The following is a 15359-nucleotide window of genomic DNA, read 5'->3' on the forward strand; positions in this document are numbered from 1 at the left end:
AAGCAAATGTGGGCTACAGAACGACGAAATGCATCTAATTGTAACAAAACCGCTGACTTTACGGCAGATAAATTGCAGTTTGTTGCTTGTTGATTTTGCTGATTGCGGCGGCGAGTGGCGAGTGTCTTTACACAGGCTGACACTATAGATGTTTGCTTACCTGGTCAGGATGGCGGGCAGACGCTGGGCGCCGGCCCGGAATGAGGATAATCGCTTATTTTACGCCATTGGCGGCGGTATCGAGGTGAACAACCGGATTTTCCGCAAACAGGTAGCGATCGGCGTTGAATTCAAAATCATCGCTGGTTTCGTTGAACAGCATCAGCTTGGTATTTTCCAGATGCTGCCACATCGCCAGCTTCGCGGCATGCGGATCTTTACGAATCAGCGCTTTAAGGATCTGGTCGTGATCGTCGCACCAGCTATCGACGGTGCGGGTGTCGATATGGTCGTGCAGCTTTTTCCAGTAGGGGTTGTGTACGCGCTGGGTCCACATTTTTTCGACAATTGCCGCAAGGGCGGAGTTCTGGGTCGCCAGCGCAACCTGAACGTGAAACTGGAGGTCCCACTCGGAATCGCGGAAGCACTTCTCTTTGCGCGCGTTCTCCTGGATCTCCATAAGCTTCATGATGTCCTGCTTGGTCACCTGGGTGGCGGCAAACTCGGCGATATTGCTCTCAATCAGCTGCCGGGCCTGCAGCAGCTCAAACGGGCCGTAGTTGGCGAACTCCAGGGTCTCGTCGATGGGCTGCTGGTGCTTCGGATGATTGGAGATAACGTGAATGCCCGAGCCTTTGCGCACTTCCACATAGCCTTCGACTTCCAGCATGATAATGGCTTCGCGAACCACGGTACGGCTAACGCTTTTCTCGTCGGCAATAAACCGCTCTGCGGGCAGCTTATCGCCCACCAGGTAGACACCCTGTTCAATACGTGCCTTCAACTCTGCGGCCAGCTGTTGATACAAACGACGTGGTTCTGTGATTTCCATATTCGCTCCCGGAAGATGGCGACAATATTGGATTTGTTATACCACTTTTACGCGCATCCCACCACTGTCAGGCATGAAAAAGCCGCCTTTATAGAGGCGGCTTCAGCGGGTCAATCTTGCGGTGCAGACGCTAGCTTTGCGTCACCGGTTTACTGGTTCTGAGCGGGGTGGGGTCGTCGTCGTCCGCAGATTTGTTCTTCAGTACGGTCCAGATGACGACGGCGCCCAGCAGGTCGAAGACCGCCAGCACGGCAAACAGCGGGCTAAAGCCGATGGTGTCCGCCAGCGCGCCGACCACCAGCGCAAACATGGTGCTCGCCATCCAGGCCGCCATACCGGTCAGGCCGTTAGCGGTCGCCACTTCATTACGACCGAAAACATCGGAAGAGAGCGTAATCAGCGCCCCGGACAGCGCCTGGTGAGCAAAGCCGCCGACGCACAGCAGGGCGATAGCCACGAACGGGCTGGTGAACAGGCCAATCATACCCGGGCCAATCATCAGGACGGCGCCCATGGTGACGACCATTTTACGCGAGACGATCAGGTTGACGCCAAACCAGCGCTGGAACAGCGGCGGCAGGTAGCCACCTACGATGCAGCCGAGGTCAGCGAACAGCATTGGCATCCATGCGAACATGGCGATCTCTTTCAGGTTAAAGCCATACACTTTAAACATGAACAGTGGGATCCACGCGTTGAAGGTCCCCCAGGCCGGCTCCGCAAGGAAGCGCGGCAGGGCGATACCCCAGAACTGACGGTTGCGCAGGATCTGCCACGGCGACATCTTCTTACCGTTGTTGGTCTGATGCTGAGACTCCTGGCCGCCGATGATATAGTCGCGCTCTTCGCTGGTTAATTTTTTCTGGTCACGCGGATGTTTATAGAACACCAGCCACGCCATTGCCCATGCGAAGCTCAGAACTCCGGAAATAATGAACGCCATCTGCCAGCTGTGCATCACAATCGCCCACACCACCAGCGGCGGCGCGATCATCGCCCCGATCGAGGAGCCAACGTTGAAGTAGCCAACGGCAATAGAGCGCTCCTTTGCCGGGAACCATTCAGAGCTGGCCTTCAGCCCTGCTGGGATCATGGCGGCCTCAGCGGCACCCACGGCGCCACGCGCCAGGGCTAATCCGCCCCAGCTGCCTGCCAGCGCCGTTGAGCCACAAAAAATAGCCCAGGCGATAGCGAAGAAGGCGTAGCCGATTTTGGTACCCAGAATATCCAGCACGTAGCCCGCAACAGGCTGCATAACGGTATAAGCAGCCGAGTAGGCCGCGATGATATAGGAATACTGTTGGGTGGAGATGTGTAACTCTTCCATCAGAGTTGGCGCAGCCGCAGCCACAGTGTTACGCGTCAGGTACCCCAGCACGGTGCCCAATGTCACCAGTGCGATCATATACCAACGTAACCCTTTAATTTTACGCATGTAAAACCTCATCGTTTATTTTATATCCGCAGCGTGTGCGGCCATCTTCAGTTCTGTAACAGAGATGAAGAGGGAGAACGGAGGGCTCAGGGTGGGAAACCCGTATGGCCCGAACCTTGCCATCAATCGTTATGTTTAATCCGGCATCCATACCGTTCAATCCGATGCCTGTTGTCATCGGTAATGCATTCCGTCGGTTCATATGTTTCGACGAAAGCAAGATAACTTGTCATACAACTTCAAAGGTTGAGTGCCGTCACAAAAGTGGGAAAGTTTATGGGGGTATTATTCTCTGCGAGCAAAGCCAGTACTGGCGCGGCCTGGCGAAGCTTTTACTCCTTTGGCGGTAATTTTTTTGTCAGCGTTTATTGATCTAACTCACGAAAAAGATTTCAGCCTCTGGAAATTGGTGTGATAACTTTGACAGCATGATAGTCAATCATCTGAAGGGCTCCCCAAAGGGGCGAAGAGGAAAAGAAAATGACACCGTTTATGACTGAAGATTTTCTGCTTGATACCGAATTTTCCCGCCGTCTGTACCATGACTACGCCAAAGATCAGCCGATTTTCGACTATCACTGCCACCTGCCTCCGCAGCAGATTGCCGAAAATTATCGTTTTAAAAATCTGTATGACATCTGGCTGAAAGGCGATCATTACAAATGGCGCGCGATGCGCACTAACGGCGTTGCTGAACGCCTGTGTACCGGCGATGCGTCGGATCGCGAGAAGTTTGCCGCCTGGGCCGCCACCGTGCCGCATACCATTGGCAACCCGTTATACCACTGGACGCATCTTGAGCTGCGTCGTCCTTTTGGTATTACAGGTAAGGTGCTGTCTCCGACTACCGCCGATGAGATCTGGGATCGGTGCAACGCGCTGCTGGCGGAGGAGCGTTTTTCTGCCCGCGGCATCATGCAGCAGATGAACGTGAAAATGGTCGGGACCACCGACGATCCGGTTGATTCGCTGGAACACCACGCGGCGGTGGCAAAAGACGCGAGCTTCACCACCAAAGTTCTGCCGAGCTGGCGTCCGGATAAGGCGTTTAATATCGAACAGGCGACCTTTGGTGACTACATGGCGACGCTGGGCGAAGTCTCCGATACCGATATTCGCCGCTTTGCCGACCTGCAGTCTGCGTTAACGAAGCGTCTCGATCACTTCGCGGCTCACGGCTGTAAAGTCTCTGACCACGCGCTGGACGTGGTGCTGTTTGCCGAAGCCAGCGAGGCCGAGCTGGATAGTATCCTCGCCCGCCGCCTGACCGGCGCCGTCCTGAGCGAGCGCGAGGTCGCGCAGTTCAAAACCGCCGTGCTGGTGTTCCTCGGCGCAGAGTACGCCCGCCGCGGCTGGGTCCAGCAGTACCACATCGGCGCGCTGCGTAACAATAACCAGCGTCAGTTCAAGCTGTTAGGGCCAGACGTTGGCTTCGACTCCATCAACGATCGGCCGATGGCGGAAGAGCTGTCGAAGCTGCTGAGCAAGCAGAATGAAGAGAACCTGCTGCCGAAAACCATCCTCTACTGCCTGAACCCGCGCGACAACGAAGTACTGGGCACCATGATCGGCAACTTCCAGGGCGAGGGGATGCCGGGCAAGATGCAGTTCGGCTCCGGCTGGTGGTTCAACGATCAGAAAGATGGCATGGAGCGCCAGATGACCCAGCTGGCTCAGCTTGGCCTGCTGAGCCGCTTCGTCGGCATGCTGACCGATAGCCGCAGCTTCCTGTCCTACACGCGTCATGAATATTTCCGCCGCATCCTGTGCCAGATGATCGGTCGCTGGGTCGAAGCGGGCGAAGCGCCGGCGGATATTCAGCTGCTGGGCGAGATGGTGCAAAACATCTGCTTTAACAATGCGCGTGATTACTTCGCCATTGAACTGAACTAAGACCAGAGGTCGGTTGATATGCAATACATTAAAATCCATTCGCAGGATAACGTCGCGGTGGCGTTGGCTGATATGGCGGCAGGCACGACGGTCACTATCGACGATGCGGTGGTGACGCTAAGCCAGGATATCGTCCGCGGGCACAAGTTCGCGCTATGCGGCATTGCGAAGGGAAAAAACGTCATTAAGTATGGTTTGCCTATTGGTCATGCGCTGGCGGATATCGCGCCAGGGGAGCATATTCACGCCCATAATACGCGGACCAACCTGAGCGACCTTGACGAGTATAGCTATCAACCGGATCTCGCCGAGCCGTCGGCGCAGCCCGCCGATCGCGAGGTGCAGATTTATCGTCGGGCTAACGGCGACGTCGGGGTGCGCAACGAGCTGTGGATCCTGCCGACCGTTGGCTGCGTCAACGGCATCGCGCGTCAGATCCAGAATCGCTTCCTGAAAGAGACCCAGGACGCGGAAGGCACCGACGGCGTTTTCCTCTTCAGCCATACCTACGGCTGCTCGCAGCTGGGGGATGACCATATCAACACCCGCACCATGCTGCAAAACATGGTGCGTCATCCCAACGCCGGCGCGGTGCTGGTGATTGGCCTCGGCTGTGAAAATAATCAGGTCGACGCCTTCCGGGAGACGCTGGGCGATTTCGACCCGCAGCGCGTGCGCTTTATGGTCTGCCAGGCCCAGGAAGATGAAGTGGAAGCGGGGATCGAACATCTCCATCAGCTTTATCAGGCGATGCGCGAAGACAAGCGCGAGCCGGGCAAGCTCAGCGAGCTGAAGTTTGGCCTCGAATGCGGCGGCTCGGACGGGCTGTCGGGGATCACCGCCAACCCGATGCTGGGGCGTTTTTCTGACTACCTGATTGCTAACGGCGGCACAACCGTACTCACGGAGGTGCCGGAAATGTTCGGCGCCGAGCGGCTGCTGATGAGCCACTGCCGCGATGAAGCGACCTTCGACAAGCTGGTTACCATGGTGAACGACTTTAAGCAGTACTTCATTGCGCACAACCAGCCCATTTACGAGAACCCGTCGCCGGGCAACAAGGCGGGCGGGATCACCACCCTCGAAGATAAGTCGCTGGGCTGCACGCAGAAAGCGGGCTCCAGCCAGGTGGTGGACGTCCTGCGCTACGGCGAGCGCCTGAAGGTGCACGGCCTGAATCTGCTGAGCGCCCCGGGCAACGATGCGGTGGCGACCAGCGCGCTGGCCGGCGCCGGCTGCCACATGGTGCTATTCAGCACCGGGCGCGGCACGCCTTACGGCGGCTTTGTGCCGACGGTAAAAATCGCCACCAACAGCGAGCTGGCGGCGAAAAAGAAACACTGGATTGACTTTGATGCCGGCCAGCTGATTCACGGTAAAGCCATGCCGCAGCTGCTGGAAGAGTTTGTCGACACAATCGCCGAGATTGCCAGCGGCAGGCAGACCTGCAACGAACGTAACGACTTCCGCGAGCTGGCGATCTTTAAAAGCGGCGTCACCCTCTAGTTTCCCCGTCGTTCTTCACGCCGCCGCGGCGTTGGCTCCGTTGAGCGGCCGGGAAGGTCTGAAATAAAGGGAAGGCGATGCAAAAACGGCGTATCAGATGATGATACGCCGTTTTGTTTTACAGGCCTTCACTGCCGCCGGGATTAGCCGCGCAGGGCGTTTTTCGCTAAACGCGCATCTTCCGCCTGGCATACCGCAGCGGTAAACATCACGTCGGTGGAGGAGTTAATGGCGGTTTCGCAGGAATCCTGCAGGACGCCGATAATAAAGCCGACGGCCACGACCTGCATGGCGATCTCGTTGGGAATACCGAACATGTTGCAGGCCAGCGGGATCAGCAGCAGCGAACCGCCCGCCACGCCGGAAGCGCCGCAGGCGCACAGCGAGGCGACGACGCTCAGCAGCAGCGCCGTGGGAAGGTCAACCGGAATGCCCAGCGTATTTACCGCCGCCAGCGTCAGCACGGTAATGGTGATGGCCGCCCCGGCCATGTTCACCGTTGCGCCCAGCGGAATGGAGACGGAATAGGTATCGCGGTCGAGATTCAGCTTTTCGCATAGCGACATATTCACCGGAATGTTGGCCGCCGAGCTGCGGGTAAAGAATGCCGTCACGCCGCTTTCGCGCAGGCACATCAGGACCAGCGGATAGGGATTCCTGCGGGTTTGCACAAAAACCAGCAGCGGGTTAACCACCAGCGCGACGACCGCCATGCAGCCAATCAGCACCAGCAGCAGCTGAGCGTAGCCCCACAGGGCGGAAAAACCGGTGGTTGCCAGCGTGGATGACACGAGCCCAAAAATACCGACTGGCGCAAAGCGGATCACCAGCCTGACGATAAAGGTCACCGCATCGGAGAAATCATTGACCAGGTTTTTGGTGCTCTGGTTACCGTGACGCAGGGCAAAGCCGAGGCCAACCGCCCACACCAGAATCCCGATATAGTTGGCGTTGATAAGGGCATGAACCGGGTTCGCCACAATGCTCATCAGCAGGCCGTGGATAACTTCGACGATACCTGAAGGCGGGGTGATATCCGTGGCCCCTGTTGTCAGCTGCAGCGTAGAAGGGAAGACAAAGCTGAACAGCACTGCGATCAGCGCGGCGCTAAAGGTGCCCAGCAGATAAAGGAATAAAATGGGGCGAATATTGGTCTTTTGCCCCTGCTGGTGGTTGGCGATAGAGGCCATTACCAGCATCAGAACCAGTACCGGCGCGACGGCTTTCAGCGCCCCGACGAACAGCGTACCCAGCAGGCCAACGGCGATGGCGGCAGGTTTTGACACCAGCGCCAGCAGCACGCCGAGAACCAGACCCAGTAAAATTTGTTTCACCAGGCTACCCTGGGACAGGCGCTTCAGCAGGCCCGATGGGGGAGTGTGAGTCGTCATGATTTATTCCTTCCAGTGATGTTGCTGTCCGTTCCGGGGCGTATTATTTGTTACGTTTATGTCCGGATGTAAGTAAATGTTTGCCTGGTTGAGTATACGGAAACAGTGCGAGGGAGGAAGCGTAAAATGCTGCTAATTGCGGCGAGATCTGATTTTTTAACTGTATTTTAACGGTTTTGTGACATTGGTAAAATAATGCGCGATGAAGGCGAAGGGCCGGGGGAAAAGGAGACTCCATCCGGCCCATGAGCGGCTTACTGCAGCCGCTTTTTCTTATCGTGCTGCTGGTTGACCCAGGCGTTAATCAGCAGCGTCAGCGCCAGAATCCCGCCTACCGTACCGAGCGAAACGCCGATCGGGATATGGTAGAAATCGACGATCAGCATCTTGATACCGATAAAGACCAGAATGATCGACAGGCCGTATTTCAGCATCGAGAAGCGTTCCGCCACGCCTGCCAGCAGAAAGTACATCGCGCGCAGGCCGAGGATCGCGAACAGGTTCGAGGTCAGGACGATAAACGGATCGGTGGTGACGGCGAAAATAGCCGGAATGCTATCGACGGCGAAAATGACGTCGCTTATCTCCACGAGGATCAGCACCAGCAGCAGCGGCGTGGCGAACAGCACGCCGTTTTGCCGGGTAAAGAAGTGCTCGCCCTCAATTTTGTCGGTCATCCGCAGGTGGCTGCGGATCCAGCGTACCAGCGGCTTATCGCCGATGCCGGAATCATCCTCTTTCGCCAGCGCCATCTTCACCCCGGTAAACAGCAGGAACGCGCCGAAGATATAGAGCAGCCACTCAAACTGGGAGATAAGCCAGCTGCCGGCGAAAATCATCACCGTACGCAGCACGATCGCCCCCAGAACTCCGTATACCAGCACCCGACGCTGTAGCGCAGGCGGGACGGCGAAGTAGCTAAACAGCATCAGCCAGACAAAGACGTTATCGACGGCCAGGGCTTTTTCGATCAGGTAGCCGGTGAGGAAGGCCAGCGCCTGCGGATCGGCGACCGCGCGCCCTTCGGTTTGTACCAGATACCACCAGAAAGCGGCGTTAAAGAGGAGGGAGAGCGTGACCCACAAAATTGACCAGCCCGCGGCCTGCTTCATGGTCATGCTATGCGCACCGCGACGTCCCTGAAGCAGCAGGTCGATAGCCAGCATGATCGCTACGACAACAGCGAATCCGCCCCATAACAACGGTGTGCCGACACTATTCATTACGATATTCCTTACATAAAAACAAAACGGCTGACGTCGGAAGACGGCAGCCGCTGCGTGTTTATGCATAGACCTCGCCTTCCGGCAAGGTCTCACTTACAACGGTAAAAGAACTCGCCCACAGGACGCGGCCTTTTACCGTTGCCCGGCGACCGGATGCGCTTTAACACGCATCGTAATGACGATCCACCGGCAAGGAAGTTACTCCCCTTTGCGCGTAACAAAGTATTACAAGTCATAAATGGCGTCAATGGTCGCTGACGGCACCTTACACTCTTTTACGCCGCAGGCTGGCTGTCCGCCGGGAAAACGACCCCGGTCTGACGGCGGATCTCGCTCAGCAGCTTCGCCGTAATGCGGCTAACCTCCAGACCCGGGTGAGTCACCTGATTGGCTTCAACCAGCCGGGCAAACTCTTCCGCTTCATACAGCATAGTATTGATATGCTGCGGCTGCGTCAGGTCCTGGGCTTTCCCGCCACGCGGAATGAAGCACACCTTCTGGCATTCGGAGATTTTCTCGATAACCAGCGCGCCGGCCTCCCCCTGGATTTCACTCGGCAGCGTCGAGTCGCTCACTTTCGAATGGTGCAGGGTGACGTCGAAATCAGGATAGCTCAGCACCACCGTGCCCTGGGCGTCGACGCCGCTCTCCAGCAGGCTGGCGCTGGCGTGGACGGCGCGCGGCTCGCCCCACAGCGCGACCGCCGAGGCCAGGCAGTAAAAGCCGATATCCATGATCGAGCCGTTAGAGAAGGCCGGATTGAAGGTGTTCGGGTTCTCGCCGTCGAGGTAGCGCTGATAGCGTGAAGAGTACTGGCAGTAGTTGATAAAGGCTTTATGCAGGCGGCCCACTTTGCTCAGCGACTGCTGCAGCAGCTGGAAGTTTGGCAGACTGGCGGTTTTAAAGGCTTCGAACAGCACCACCTGGTTTTCCTTCGCGGCGGCGATAGCGGCTTCGGCTTCGCGGATATTGGAGGCCAGCGGCTTTTCGCAAATCACGTGCTTTTTATGCGTCAAAAACAGATGCGTTTGCGGGAAGTGCAGGGAGTTCGGGCTGGCAATATACACCGCGTCAACGGCGTCGCTCTGCGCCAGATCGTCCAGCGAGGTGAACAGGTGTTCGACCGGATAATCTTTAGCGAAAGCCTGCGCCTGTTCAAGGCTGCGGGAGTAGATGGCGGTGAGCTTATACTTGCCGGTTTCATGGGCGGCATCGACAAACTGGCGGGTTATCCAGTTTGTGCCAACAACTGCGAAACGAATCATAAAGGTTGACGAACTCCGTGAAAGGGAACCTTTTGTCACTCTAGCATGCCATCATGACAAAACCAGTGCGCTACTGCGCAGAACGATTTAGCGAAAGGTGCGTTAGCCACAGGCGGGTATCGAACTCCAGCTGGTGATACTGCGGCTCCATATAGCAGCAGAGCTGATAGAAGGCTTTGTTGTGGTCCTTTTCCTTCAAATGCGCCAGCTCGTGAACCACAATCATCCGCAGAAAGGCTTCCGGCGCGTCGCGGAACACCGTCGCGACGCGAATTTCGGCCTTCGCCTTCAGCTTGCCGCCCTGCACGCGCGAAATGGCGGTATGCAGGCCGAGGGCGTTGTTCAGCACGTGGATCTTGCTGTCATACATCACTTTATTCACCGGCGCCGCGCCGCGCAAAAAGCGGGTTTTCAGATCCTGGGTATATTGATACAACGCCTTATCGCTGTTGACGTCGTGGCTCTGCGGATAGCGTTTTTCCAGCACCGCGCCAAGGCGCTGCTCGGCAATTAATGTGCGCACCTGGGAGAGTAAACTCTCCGGATAGCCCTGCAGGTAAGTTAGTTGACTCATCAAAGCCCCAAATAAAAAATAAAAAGGGTATACTCACGCACCCTTTTCAGGGATAACGCCAAAATTTTACCACTCAGGAGGGCCGATGAGCCACTTAGACAACGGTTTCCGTTCACTGACACTGAAACGTTTCCCGGAAACGGACGACGTTAACCCGCTGCTGGCGTGGGAAGCGGCGGATGAATACCTGCTGCAGCAGTTGGACGATACGGAGATTAACGGCCCGGTCCTGATTCTGAACGACACCTTCGGCGCCTTGAGCTGCGCGCTGGCCGAACATACGCCTTACAGCATCGGCGATTCGTACCTCACCGAGCTCGCCACCCGCGAGAACCTGCGCCATAACGATATTGCGGAATCCAGCGTTAAGTTTCTCGACAGCACCGCCGAATACCCGCAGGCGCCGGGCGTGGTGCTGATAAAAGTGCCGAAAACGATGGCGCTGCTGGAGCAGCAGCTGCGCGCGCTGCGCCTGGTGGTGACGCCGCAAACCCGCATTATCGCGGGAGCCAAGGCGCGGGATATCCATACCTCGACGCTGGAGCTGTTTGAAAAGGTGCTGGGCCCGACCACCACGACCCTGGCCTGGAAGAAAGCGCGCCTGATCAACTGCACCTTCAGCGCGCCCGCGCTGGCCGATGCGCCGGAGACCCTCAGCTGGAAGCTGGACGGCACCAACTGGACTATCCACAACCATGCGAACGTCTTCTCCCGCACCGGGCTGGATATTGGCGCGCGCTTCTTTATTGAGCATCTTCCTTCCAACCTCGAAGGCGAGATTGTCGATCTCGGCTGCGGCAACGGCGTGGTTGGCCTGACGCTGCTGGAGAAAAACCCGCAGGCCAGCGTGGTGTTCGTGGATGAATCGCCGATGGCCGTTGCCTCCAGCCGCCTGAACGTTGAAACCAACATGCCGGAAGCGCTGGACCGCTGCGAATTTATGATTAACAACGCGCTGTCGGGCGTGGAGCCTTTCCGCTTCAACGCCGTGCTGTGCAACCCGCCGTTCCACCAGAAGCATGCGCTGACGGATAATATCGCCTGGGAGATGTTCCACCACGCGCGCCGCTGCCTGAAGATCAACGGCGAGCTGTATATTGTGGCAAACCGTCACCTCGACTATTTCCATAAGCTGAAGAAAATTTTCGGCAACTGCACCACCATCGCCACTAACAATAAGTTCGTGGTATTGAAAGCGGTGAAGGCGCGCAGGCTGCGCTGATTGACGAACTTGCCAGCGGCGGTTGCCCGGACGGACGCAGCGCCGCCGGGCAAGCACGGCTAAATCTCCAGCGCCAGCCGGGTTCCCTGGGCAATCGCGCGGCGGGCATCGAGCTCCGTCGCCACGTCGCAGCCGCCTATCAGATGTACCGTTTTCCCCGCTGCCCGCAGCGGATCCGCCAGCTCGCGCTTCGGCTCCTGGCCGGCGCAGATAATCACCCGATCGACGCTGAACAACTGCGCTTCGCCGTCGATCGTCACGTGCAGCCCCTCATCGTCGATCTTCTGATAGCTTACCGACGGGATCATTTTCACGCCGCGAGCCAGCAGGGTGGCGCGGTGGATCCAGCCGGTGGTTTTGCCTAAGCCGTCGCCGGGCTTACCGGCTTTACGCTGAAGCATGACGATCCTGCGCGGGCTTTTCGGCTGCCGGGCGCCTTCCGCCCGCAGTCCGCCCGCGCTCTGCAGGCTGGTATCAATTCCCCACTCCTCGCAGAAGCCGGCAATATCCTGGCTGGTGGCGGGCCCCGGCTGGCTGAGGTACATCGCGGTATCAAAGCCGATGCCGCCGCAGCCGATAATCGCCACGCTATCGCCCACCGGCGCCTTATCGCGCAGCACGTCGAGATAGCTCAGCACCTTCGGATGCGTAATGCCGTCGATATCCGGCATCCGCGGGGCGATACCGGTGGCGAGGATCGTCTCGTCAAACGCCATCAGCCGATCGGCGTCGATCGGCGTATTCAGCCGCAGATCGACGCCGGTCAGATCCAGCATCCGCCGGTAGTAGCGCAGGGTTTCATAGAACTCCTCTTTGCCGGGGATCTGCTTGGCGATATTAAACTGGCCGCCGATCTCCTTTTGCGCGTCGAACAGCGTCACATGGTGCCCGCGCGAGGCGGCGTTGACGGCAAAGGCCAGCCCGGCGGGGCCCGCGCCAACCACCGCCAGCCGTTTCGGCGCGGCGGCGGGGATGACCGGCATCAGGGTTTCGTGGCAGGCGCGCGGGTTAACCAGACAGGAGGTCACTTTACCGACGAAGATCCGATCGAGGCAGGCCTGGTTGCAGCCGATGCAGGTATTGATCTCATCCGCCCGGCCGCTTTGCGCTTTCGTCAGGAATTCACCGTCGGCGAGGAAGGGGCGGGCCATCGATACCATATCGGCGTCGCCGCGGGCGAGGATCGCCTCCGCCACCTGCGGATCGTTAATTCTGTTGGTGGTAATGAGCGGAATCGACACCGCGCCTTTCAGCTTGCGGGTCACCCAGCTAAAGGCGCCGCGCGGCACCGGGGTGGCGATGGTCGGAATGCGCGCCTCGTGCCAGCCGATGCCGGTATTGATAATCGTCGCGCCCGCCGCCTCAACGGCTTTTGCCAGCGTAATCACTTCCGGCAGGGTGCTGCCATCGTGCACCAGATCGAGCATCGACAGGCGATAAATAATAATAAAGTCGTCACCCGCGCGCTGGCGCACGGCCCGCACGACCTCGACGGCGAAGCGCATGCGCTGAGCGTAGTCGCCGCCCCAGCCGTCGTCGCGGTGGTTGGTGCGCGCGGCGAGAAATTCGTTGATCAGGTAGCCTTCCGAGCCCATCACCTCGACGCCGTCGTAGCCCGCTTCCCGCGCCAGCTGGGCGCAGAGGGCAAAATCGTCGATCAGCTGCAGAATCTCGTCGTGGCTCAGGGCGTGCGGGGTAAAGCGGTTAATGGGGGCCTGCAGCGGCGAAGGGGCCACCAGCTGCGGCTGGTAGCTGTAGCGGCCGGTATGCAGGATCTGCAGGGCGATTTTGCCGCCTTCGCGGTGCACCGCGTCGGTAATGTGCCGGTGATGCGCAAGGTGGCTGGCGTCGTTGAGCACCGCGCCGCCGGCCATCGTAACGCCGGAGGCGGCAGGCGCCACGCCGCCGGTCACAATCAGCGCGACCCCGTGACGCGCGCGCTCGGCGTAAAAGGCCGCCAGCCGTTCCGCGCCGTCGGCGTGTTCCTCCAGCCCGGTATGCATGGAGCCCATCAGCACGCGGTTTTTAAGCTGGGTAAAGCCCAGGTCGAGCGGAGCGAATAACGACGGATAGTGGCTCATAATGGCTTCCAGTGACGAATATGTAACATTATTGTTATGTGGTCGGATGAGTTACTAATTTAGCCGTCGTGGGAAAAAAGGGAAAAGGGGAGTGCGGCGATTGTGATGGGATTCAAAGAATGATGCGCGGCGCCGCGCCATCGGCTCTCTGCGATGGCGCGGTAGCCGGTGGGTTACGTCCGCTGGCGAGGCGCTGTCGGAGAGAGCCCCGGCGCCTGCCACATGGAGGTGGTTAGTCCGCTGTCCACCAGTCCGAGCTGGTCGGCGTAGACCGACTGCCATTTGCTCATCATCTCCTGATAGAGCTCGCGGTGCGCCGGGTCAGGGGTAAACTCCCGATGCCAGCCCACCAGCTTTTCACCCGTCGCCGCCATATCGGCGTACAGCCCGGCGCCGGTCCCGGCGGCGATGGCGCAGCCGAGGGCGGTGGCCTCGCGCACCACCGGGACGCGCACCGGCAGGCCGGTGACGTCGCTGAGGATCTGGCTCCACAGCGCGCCTTTCGACCCGCCGCCGGCGAAGACCAGGCTATCGAAGGTGACCCCCGAGAAGCGGGAGATTTGCGCGAGATTGCAGGCGGAGACAATCGCCGCATTCTCTTCCAGCGCGCGGAACAGGGTCGCCTTATTGCACTTTTCCGGGTCGATGGAGAGGTTAATAAACGACGGCGCGGCGTGGTACCACTGCTTAAAATGCATCGCATCGGAGAAGATCGGCATCACTCCGTGGGAGCCGGCGGGCACCCGGCTGGCCATCTCCTCCAGCAGGGAGTAAGCGTCAACGCCGAGGCGCTCGGCCACCAGCTTCTCTTCGGCGCAGAAGGCGTCGCGGAACCAGCGCATGGTGAGGCCGGTAAAGAAGCTAATCGACTCCGCCTGGGCCATGCCGGGAATGACGTGGGGATTGACGCGAATATTCATCTCCGGGTCGGTACGCGGCTGCGGCAGGTTGACCACCTGCTGCCAGAAAGTGCCCCCCAGCACCGCGGTTTGCCCCGCGCGTACCACCCCGAGGCCGAGGCAGCCCAGCTGCACGTCGCCGCCGCCCATCACCACCGGCGTGCCCGCCCGCAGCCCGCACTGCTGCGCCGCGGCGTCGGTGACCGCTCCCAGCAGCGTGCCGGTCTCTTTCACCGGCGAGAGCATATCGGCGCGCAGCCCGGCCATATCCAGCAGCGCCGGACGCCAGTCGCGGCTGAAGAGATCGAGCATCCCGGTGGTGCCGGCGTTGGACGGGTCGACGGCCAGCTCGCCGGAGAGTTTTGCCGCCAGCCAGTCGCTGATCATGGTGACGGTGGCCGCCTGGCGATAGATATCCGGGCGATGGTGGGCCAGCCACAGCAGGCGCGGCATGGCGCTGAGCGCCAGGGTTTGGCCGGAAACCTCATACACTTCGGACTCAAAGCGGAAATCGTGGATCTCTTTGAGCTCCGCCACCTCGCGGCTGGCGCGCGCATCGACGTTGGCACAGGCCCAGATGGCCTCGCCGTTGCGGTCATATAAAACGATCCCTTCGCGCATCGAGCAGCAGGCGACGGACTGAATATCCGCCGCGCTGAGGTGAGCGGCGGCGAGCGCCTGGCGGATGCACTGGCAGGCCAGCTGCCAGTTGGTGATCAGGTCGAACTCCATCGAGCCGGGGACATTTTCCACGCTCAGGTGCTTCCATTCGGCCTGGCCGACCGCCACCTGGCGCCCCGCAAGATCGAAAACCACCGCCCGAATGCTGCCGGTCCCGGCATCTAACGCTAACAGGTAACTCATGACATGCGCCTC

General features: G+C 59.1%; 10 protein-coding genes and 1 pseudogene. 3 read left to right on the forward strand and 8 right to left on the reverse strand.

Annotation, left to right across the window (positions count from 1 at the left end; all coding sequences use genetic code 11):
* Positions 1-214 precede the first annotated feature (214 nt).
* Both exuR and MMW58_RS02965 read right to left on the reverse strand, forming a co-directional pair.
* Positions 215-991, reverse strand: coding sequence for a transcriptional regulator ExuR (exuR, locus tag MMW58_RS02960; protein WP_045856712.1), 777 nt, complete (start codon positions 989-991; stop codon positions 215-217).
* A 130-nt stretch (positions 992-1121) separates the two neighbouring features.
* The gene (locus tag MMW58_RS02965; protein WP_241722722.1) at positions 1122-2426 is read right to left on the reverse strand and encodes an MFS transporter; all 1305 of its coding nucleotides are present in this window, start codon (positions 2424-2426) and stop codon (positions 1122-1124) included.
* A gap of 480 nt (positions 2427-2906) precedes the next feature.
* Between MMW58_RS02965 and uxaC the strand changes: the two genes are divergently transcribed.
* Together uxaC and MMW58_RS02975 are read left to right on the forward strand one after the other, a co-directional pair.
* A complete protein-coding gene (gene uxaC, locus MMW58_RS02970; RefSeq protein ID WP_241722723.1) occupies positions 2907-4319 on the forward strand; it encodes a glucuronate isomerase in 1413 nt (470 codons plus the stop codon).
* Between the two features lie 18 nt (positions 4320-4337).
* Entirely contained in the window at positions 4338-5825 is a 1488-nt protein-coding gene (locus MMW58_RS02975) for a UxaA family hydrolase (RefSeq protein ID WP_123708919.1), read from the forward strand.
* 143 nt (positions 5826-5968) lie between these two features.
* Here the strand turns inward: MMW58_RS02975 and sstT are convergent, their stop codons facing one another.
* From sstT to MMW58_RS02995, 4 genes are all read right to left on the reverse strand, one after another.
* Positions 5969-7216, reverse strand: a complete 1248-nt coding sequence (gene sstT / locus MMW58_RS02980) for a serine/threonine transporter SstT (protein WP_133600867.1) — start codon at positions 7214-7216, stop codon at positions 5969-5971.
* A 254-nt stretch (positions 7217-7470) separates the two neighbouring features.
* A complete protein-coding gene (locus MMW58_RS02985; protein ID WP_045856722.1) occupies positions 7471-8439 on the reverse strand; it encodes a TerC family protein in 969 nt (322 codons plus the stop codon).
* A 278-nt stretch (positions 8440-8717) separates the two neighbouring features.
* Positions 8718-9707, reverse strand: coding sequence for a Gfo/Idh/MocA family protein (locus tag MMW58_RS02990; protein ID WP_241722724.1), 990 nt, complete (start codon positions 9705-9707; stop codon positions 8718-8720).
* 70 nt (positions 9708-9777) lie between these two features.
* Positions 9778-10281, reverse strand: coding sequence for a M48 metallopeptidase family protein (locus MMW58_RS02995; RefSeq protein WP_041147337.1), 504 nt, complete (start codon positions 10279-10281; stop codon positions 9778-9780).
* A gap of 85 nt (positions 10282-10366) precedes the next feature.
* On the opposite strand from MMW58_RS02995, the gene rlmG reads away from it, so the two are divergent.
* Positions 10367-11503, forward strand: a complete 1137-nt coding sequence (rlmG, locus tag MMW58_RS03000; protein WP_241722725.1) for a 23S rRNA (guanine(1835)-N(2))-methyltransferase RlmG — start codon at positions 10367-10369, stop codon at positions 11501-11503.
* 59 nt (positions 11504-11562) lie between these two features.
* Here the strand turns inward: rlmG and MMW58_RS03005 are convergent, their stop codons facing one another.
* Positions 11563-13584: an NADPH-dependent 2,4-dienoyl-CoA reductase gene (locus MMW58_RS03005; protein WP_241722726.1), complete on the reverse strand. Its 2022-nt coding sequence runs from the start codon at positions 13582-13584 to the stop codon at positions 11563-11565.
* Between the two features lie 112 nt (positions 13585-13696).
* Positions 13697-15347, reverse strand: a pseudogene (gene lsrK / locus MMW58_RS03010) (autoinducer-2 kinase).
* Positions 15348-15359 lie beyond the last annotated feature (12 nt).

Origin of the sequence: Klebsiella sp. HC6, from assembly GCF_022605325.1 — a bacterium.
In the GTDB taxonomy this organism is placed as follows: Bacteria; Pseudomonadota; Gammaproteobacteria; order Enterobacterales; family Enterobacteriaceae; genus Klebsiella; species Klebsiella terrigena.

Coding starts and splice junctions, on each gene's coding strand:
- exuR (WP_045856712.1), bottom strand. CDS start 991: ATGGAAATCACAGAACCACGTCGTTTGTATCAACAGCTGGCCGCAGAG.
- MMW58_RS02965 (WP_241722722.1), bottom strand. CDS start 2,426: ATGCGTAAAATTAAAGGGTTACGTTGGTATATGATCGCACTGGTGACA.
- uxaC (WP_241722723.1), top strand. CDS start 2,907: ATGACACCGTTTATGACTGAAGATTTTCTGCTTGATACCGAATTTTCC.
- MMW58_RS02975 (WP_123708919.1), top strand. CDS start 4,338: ATGCAATACATTAAAATCCATTCGCAGGATAACGTCGCGGTGGCGTTG.
- sstT (WP_133600867.1), bottom strand. CDS start 7,216: ATGACGACTCACACTCCCCCATCGGGCCTGCTGAAGCGCCTGTCCCAG.
- MMW58_RS02985 (WP_045856722.1), bottom strand. CDS start 8,439: ATGAATAGTGTCGGCACACCGTTGTTATGGGGCGGATTCGCTGTTGTC.
- MMW58_RS02990 (WP_241722724.1), bottom strand. CDS start 9,707: ATGATTCGTTTCGCAGTTGTTGGCACAAACTGGATAACCCGCCAGTTT.
- MMW58_RS02995 (WP_041147337.1), bottom strand. CDS start 10,281: ATGAGTCAACTAACTTACCTGCAGGGCTATCCGGAGAGTTTACTCTCC.
- rlmG (WP_241722725.1), top strand. CDS start 10,367: ATGAGCCACTTAGACAACGGTTTCCGTTCACTGACACTGAAACGTTTC.
- MMW58_RS03005 (WP_241722726.1), bottom strand. CDS start 13,584: ATGAGCCACTATCCGTCGTTATTCGCTCCGCTCGACCTGGGCTTTACC.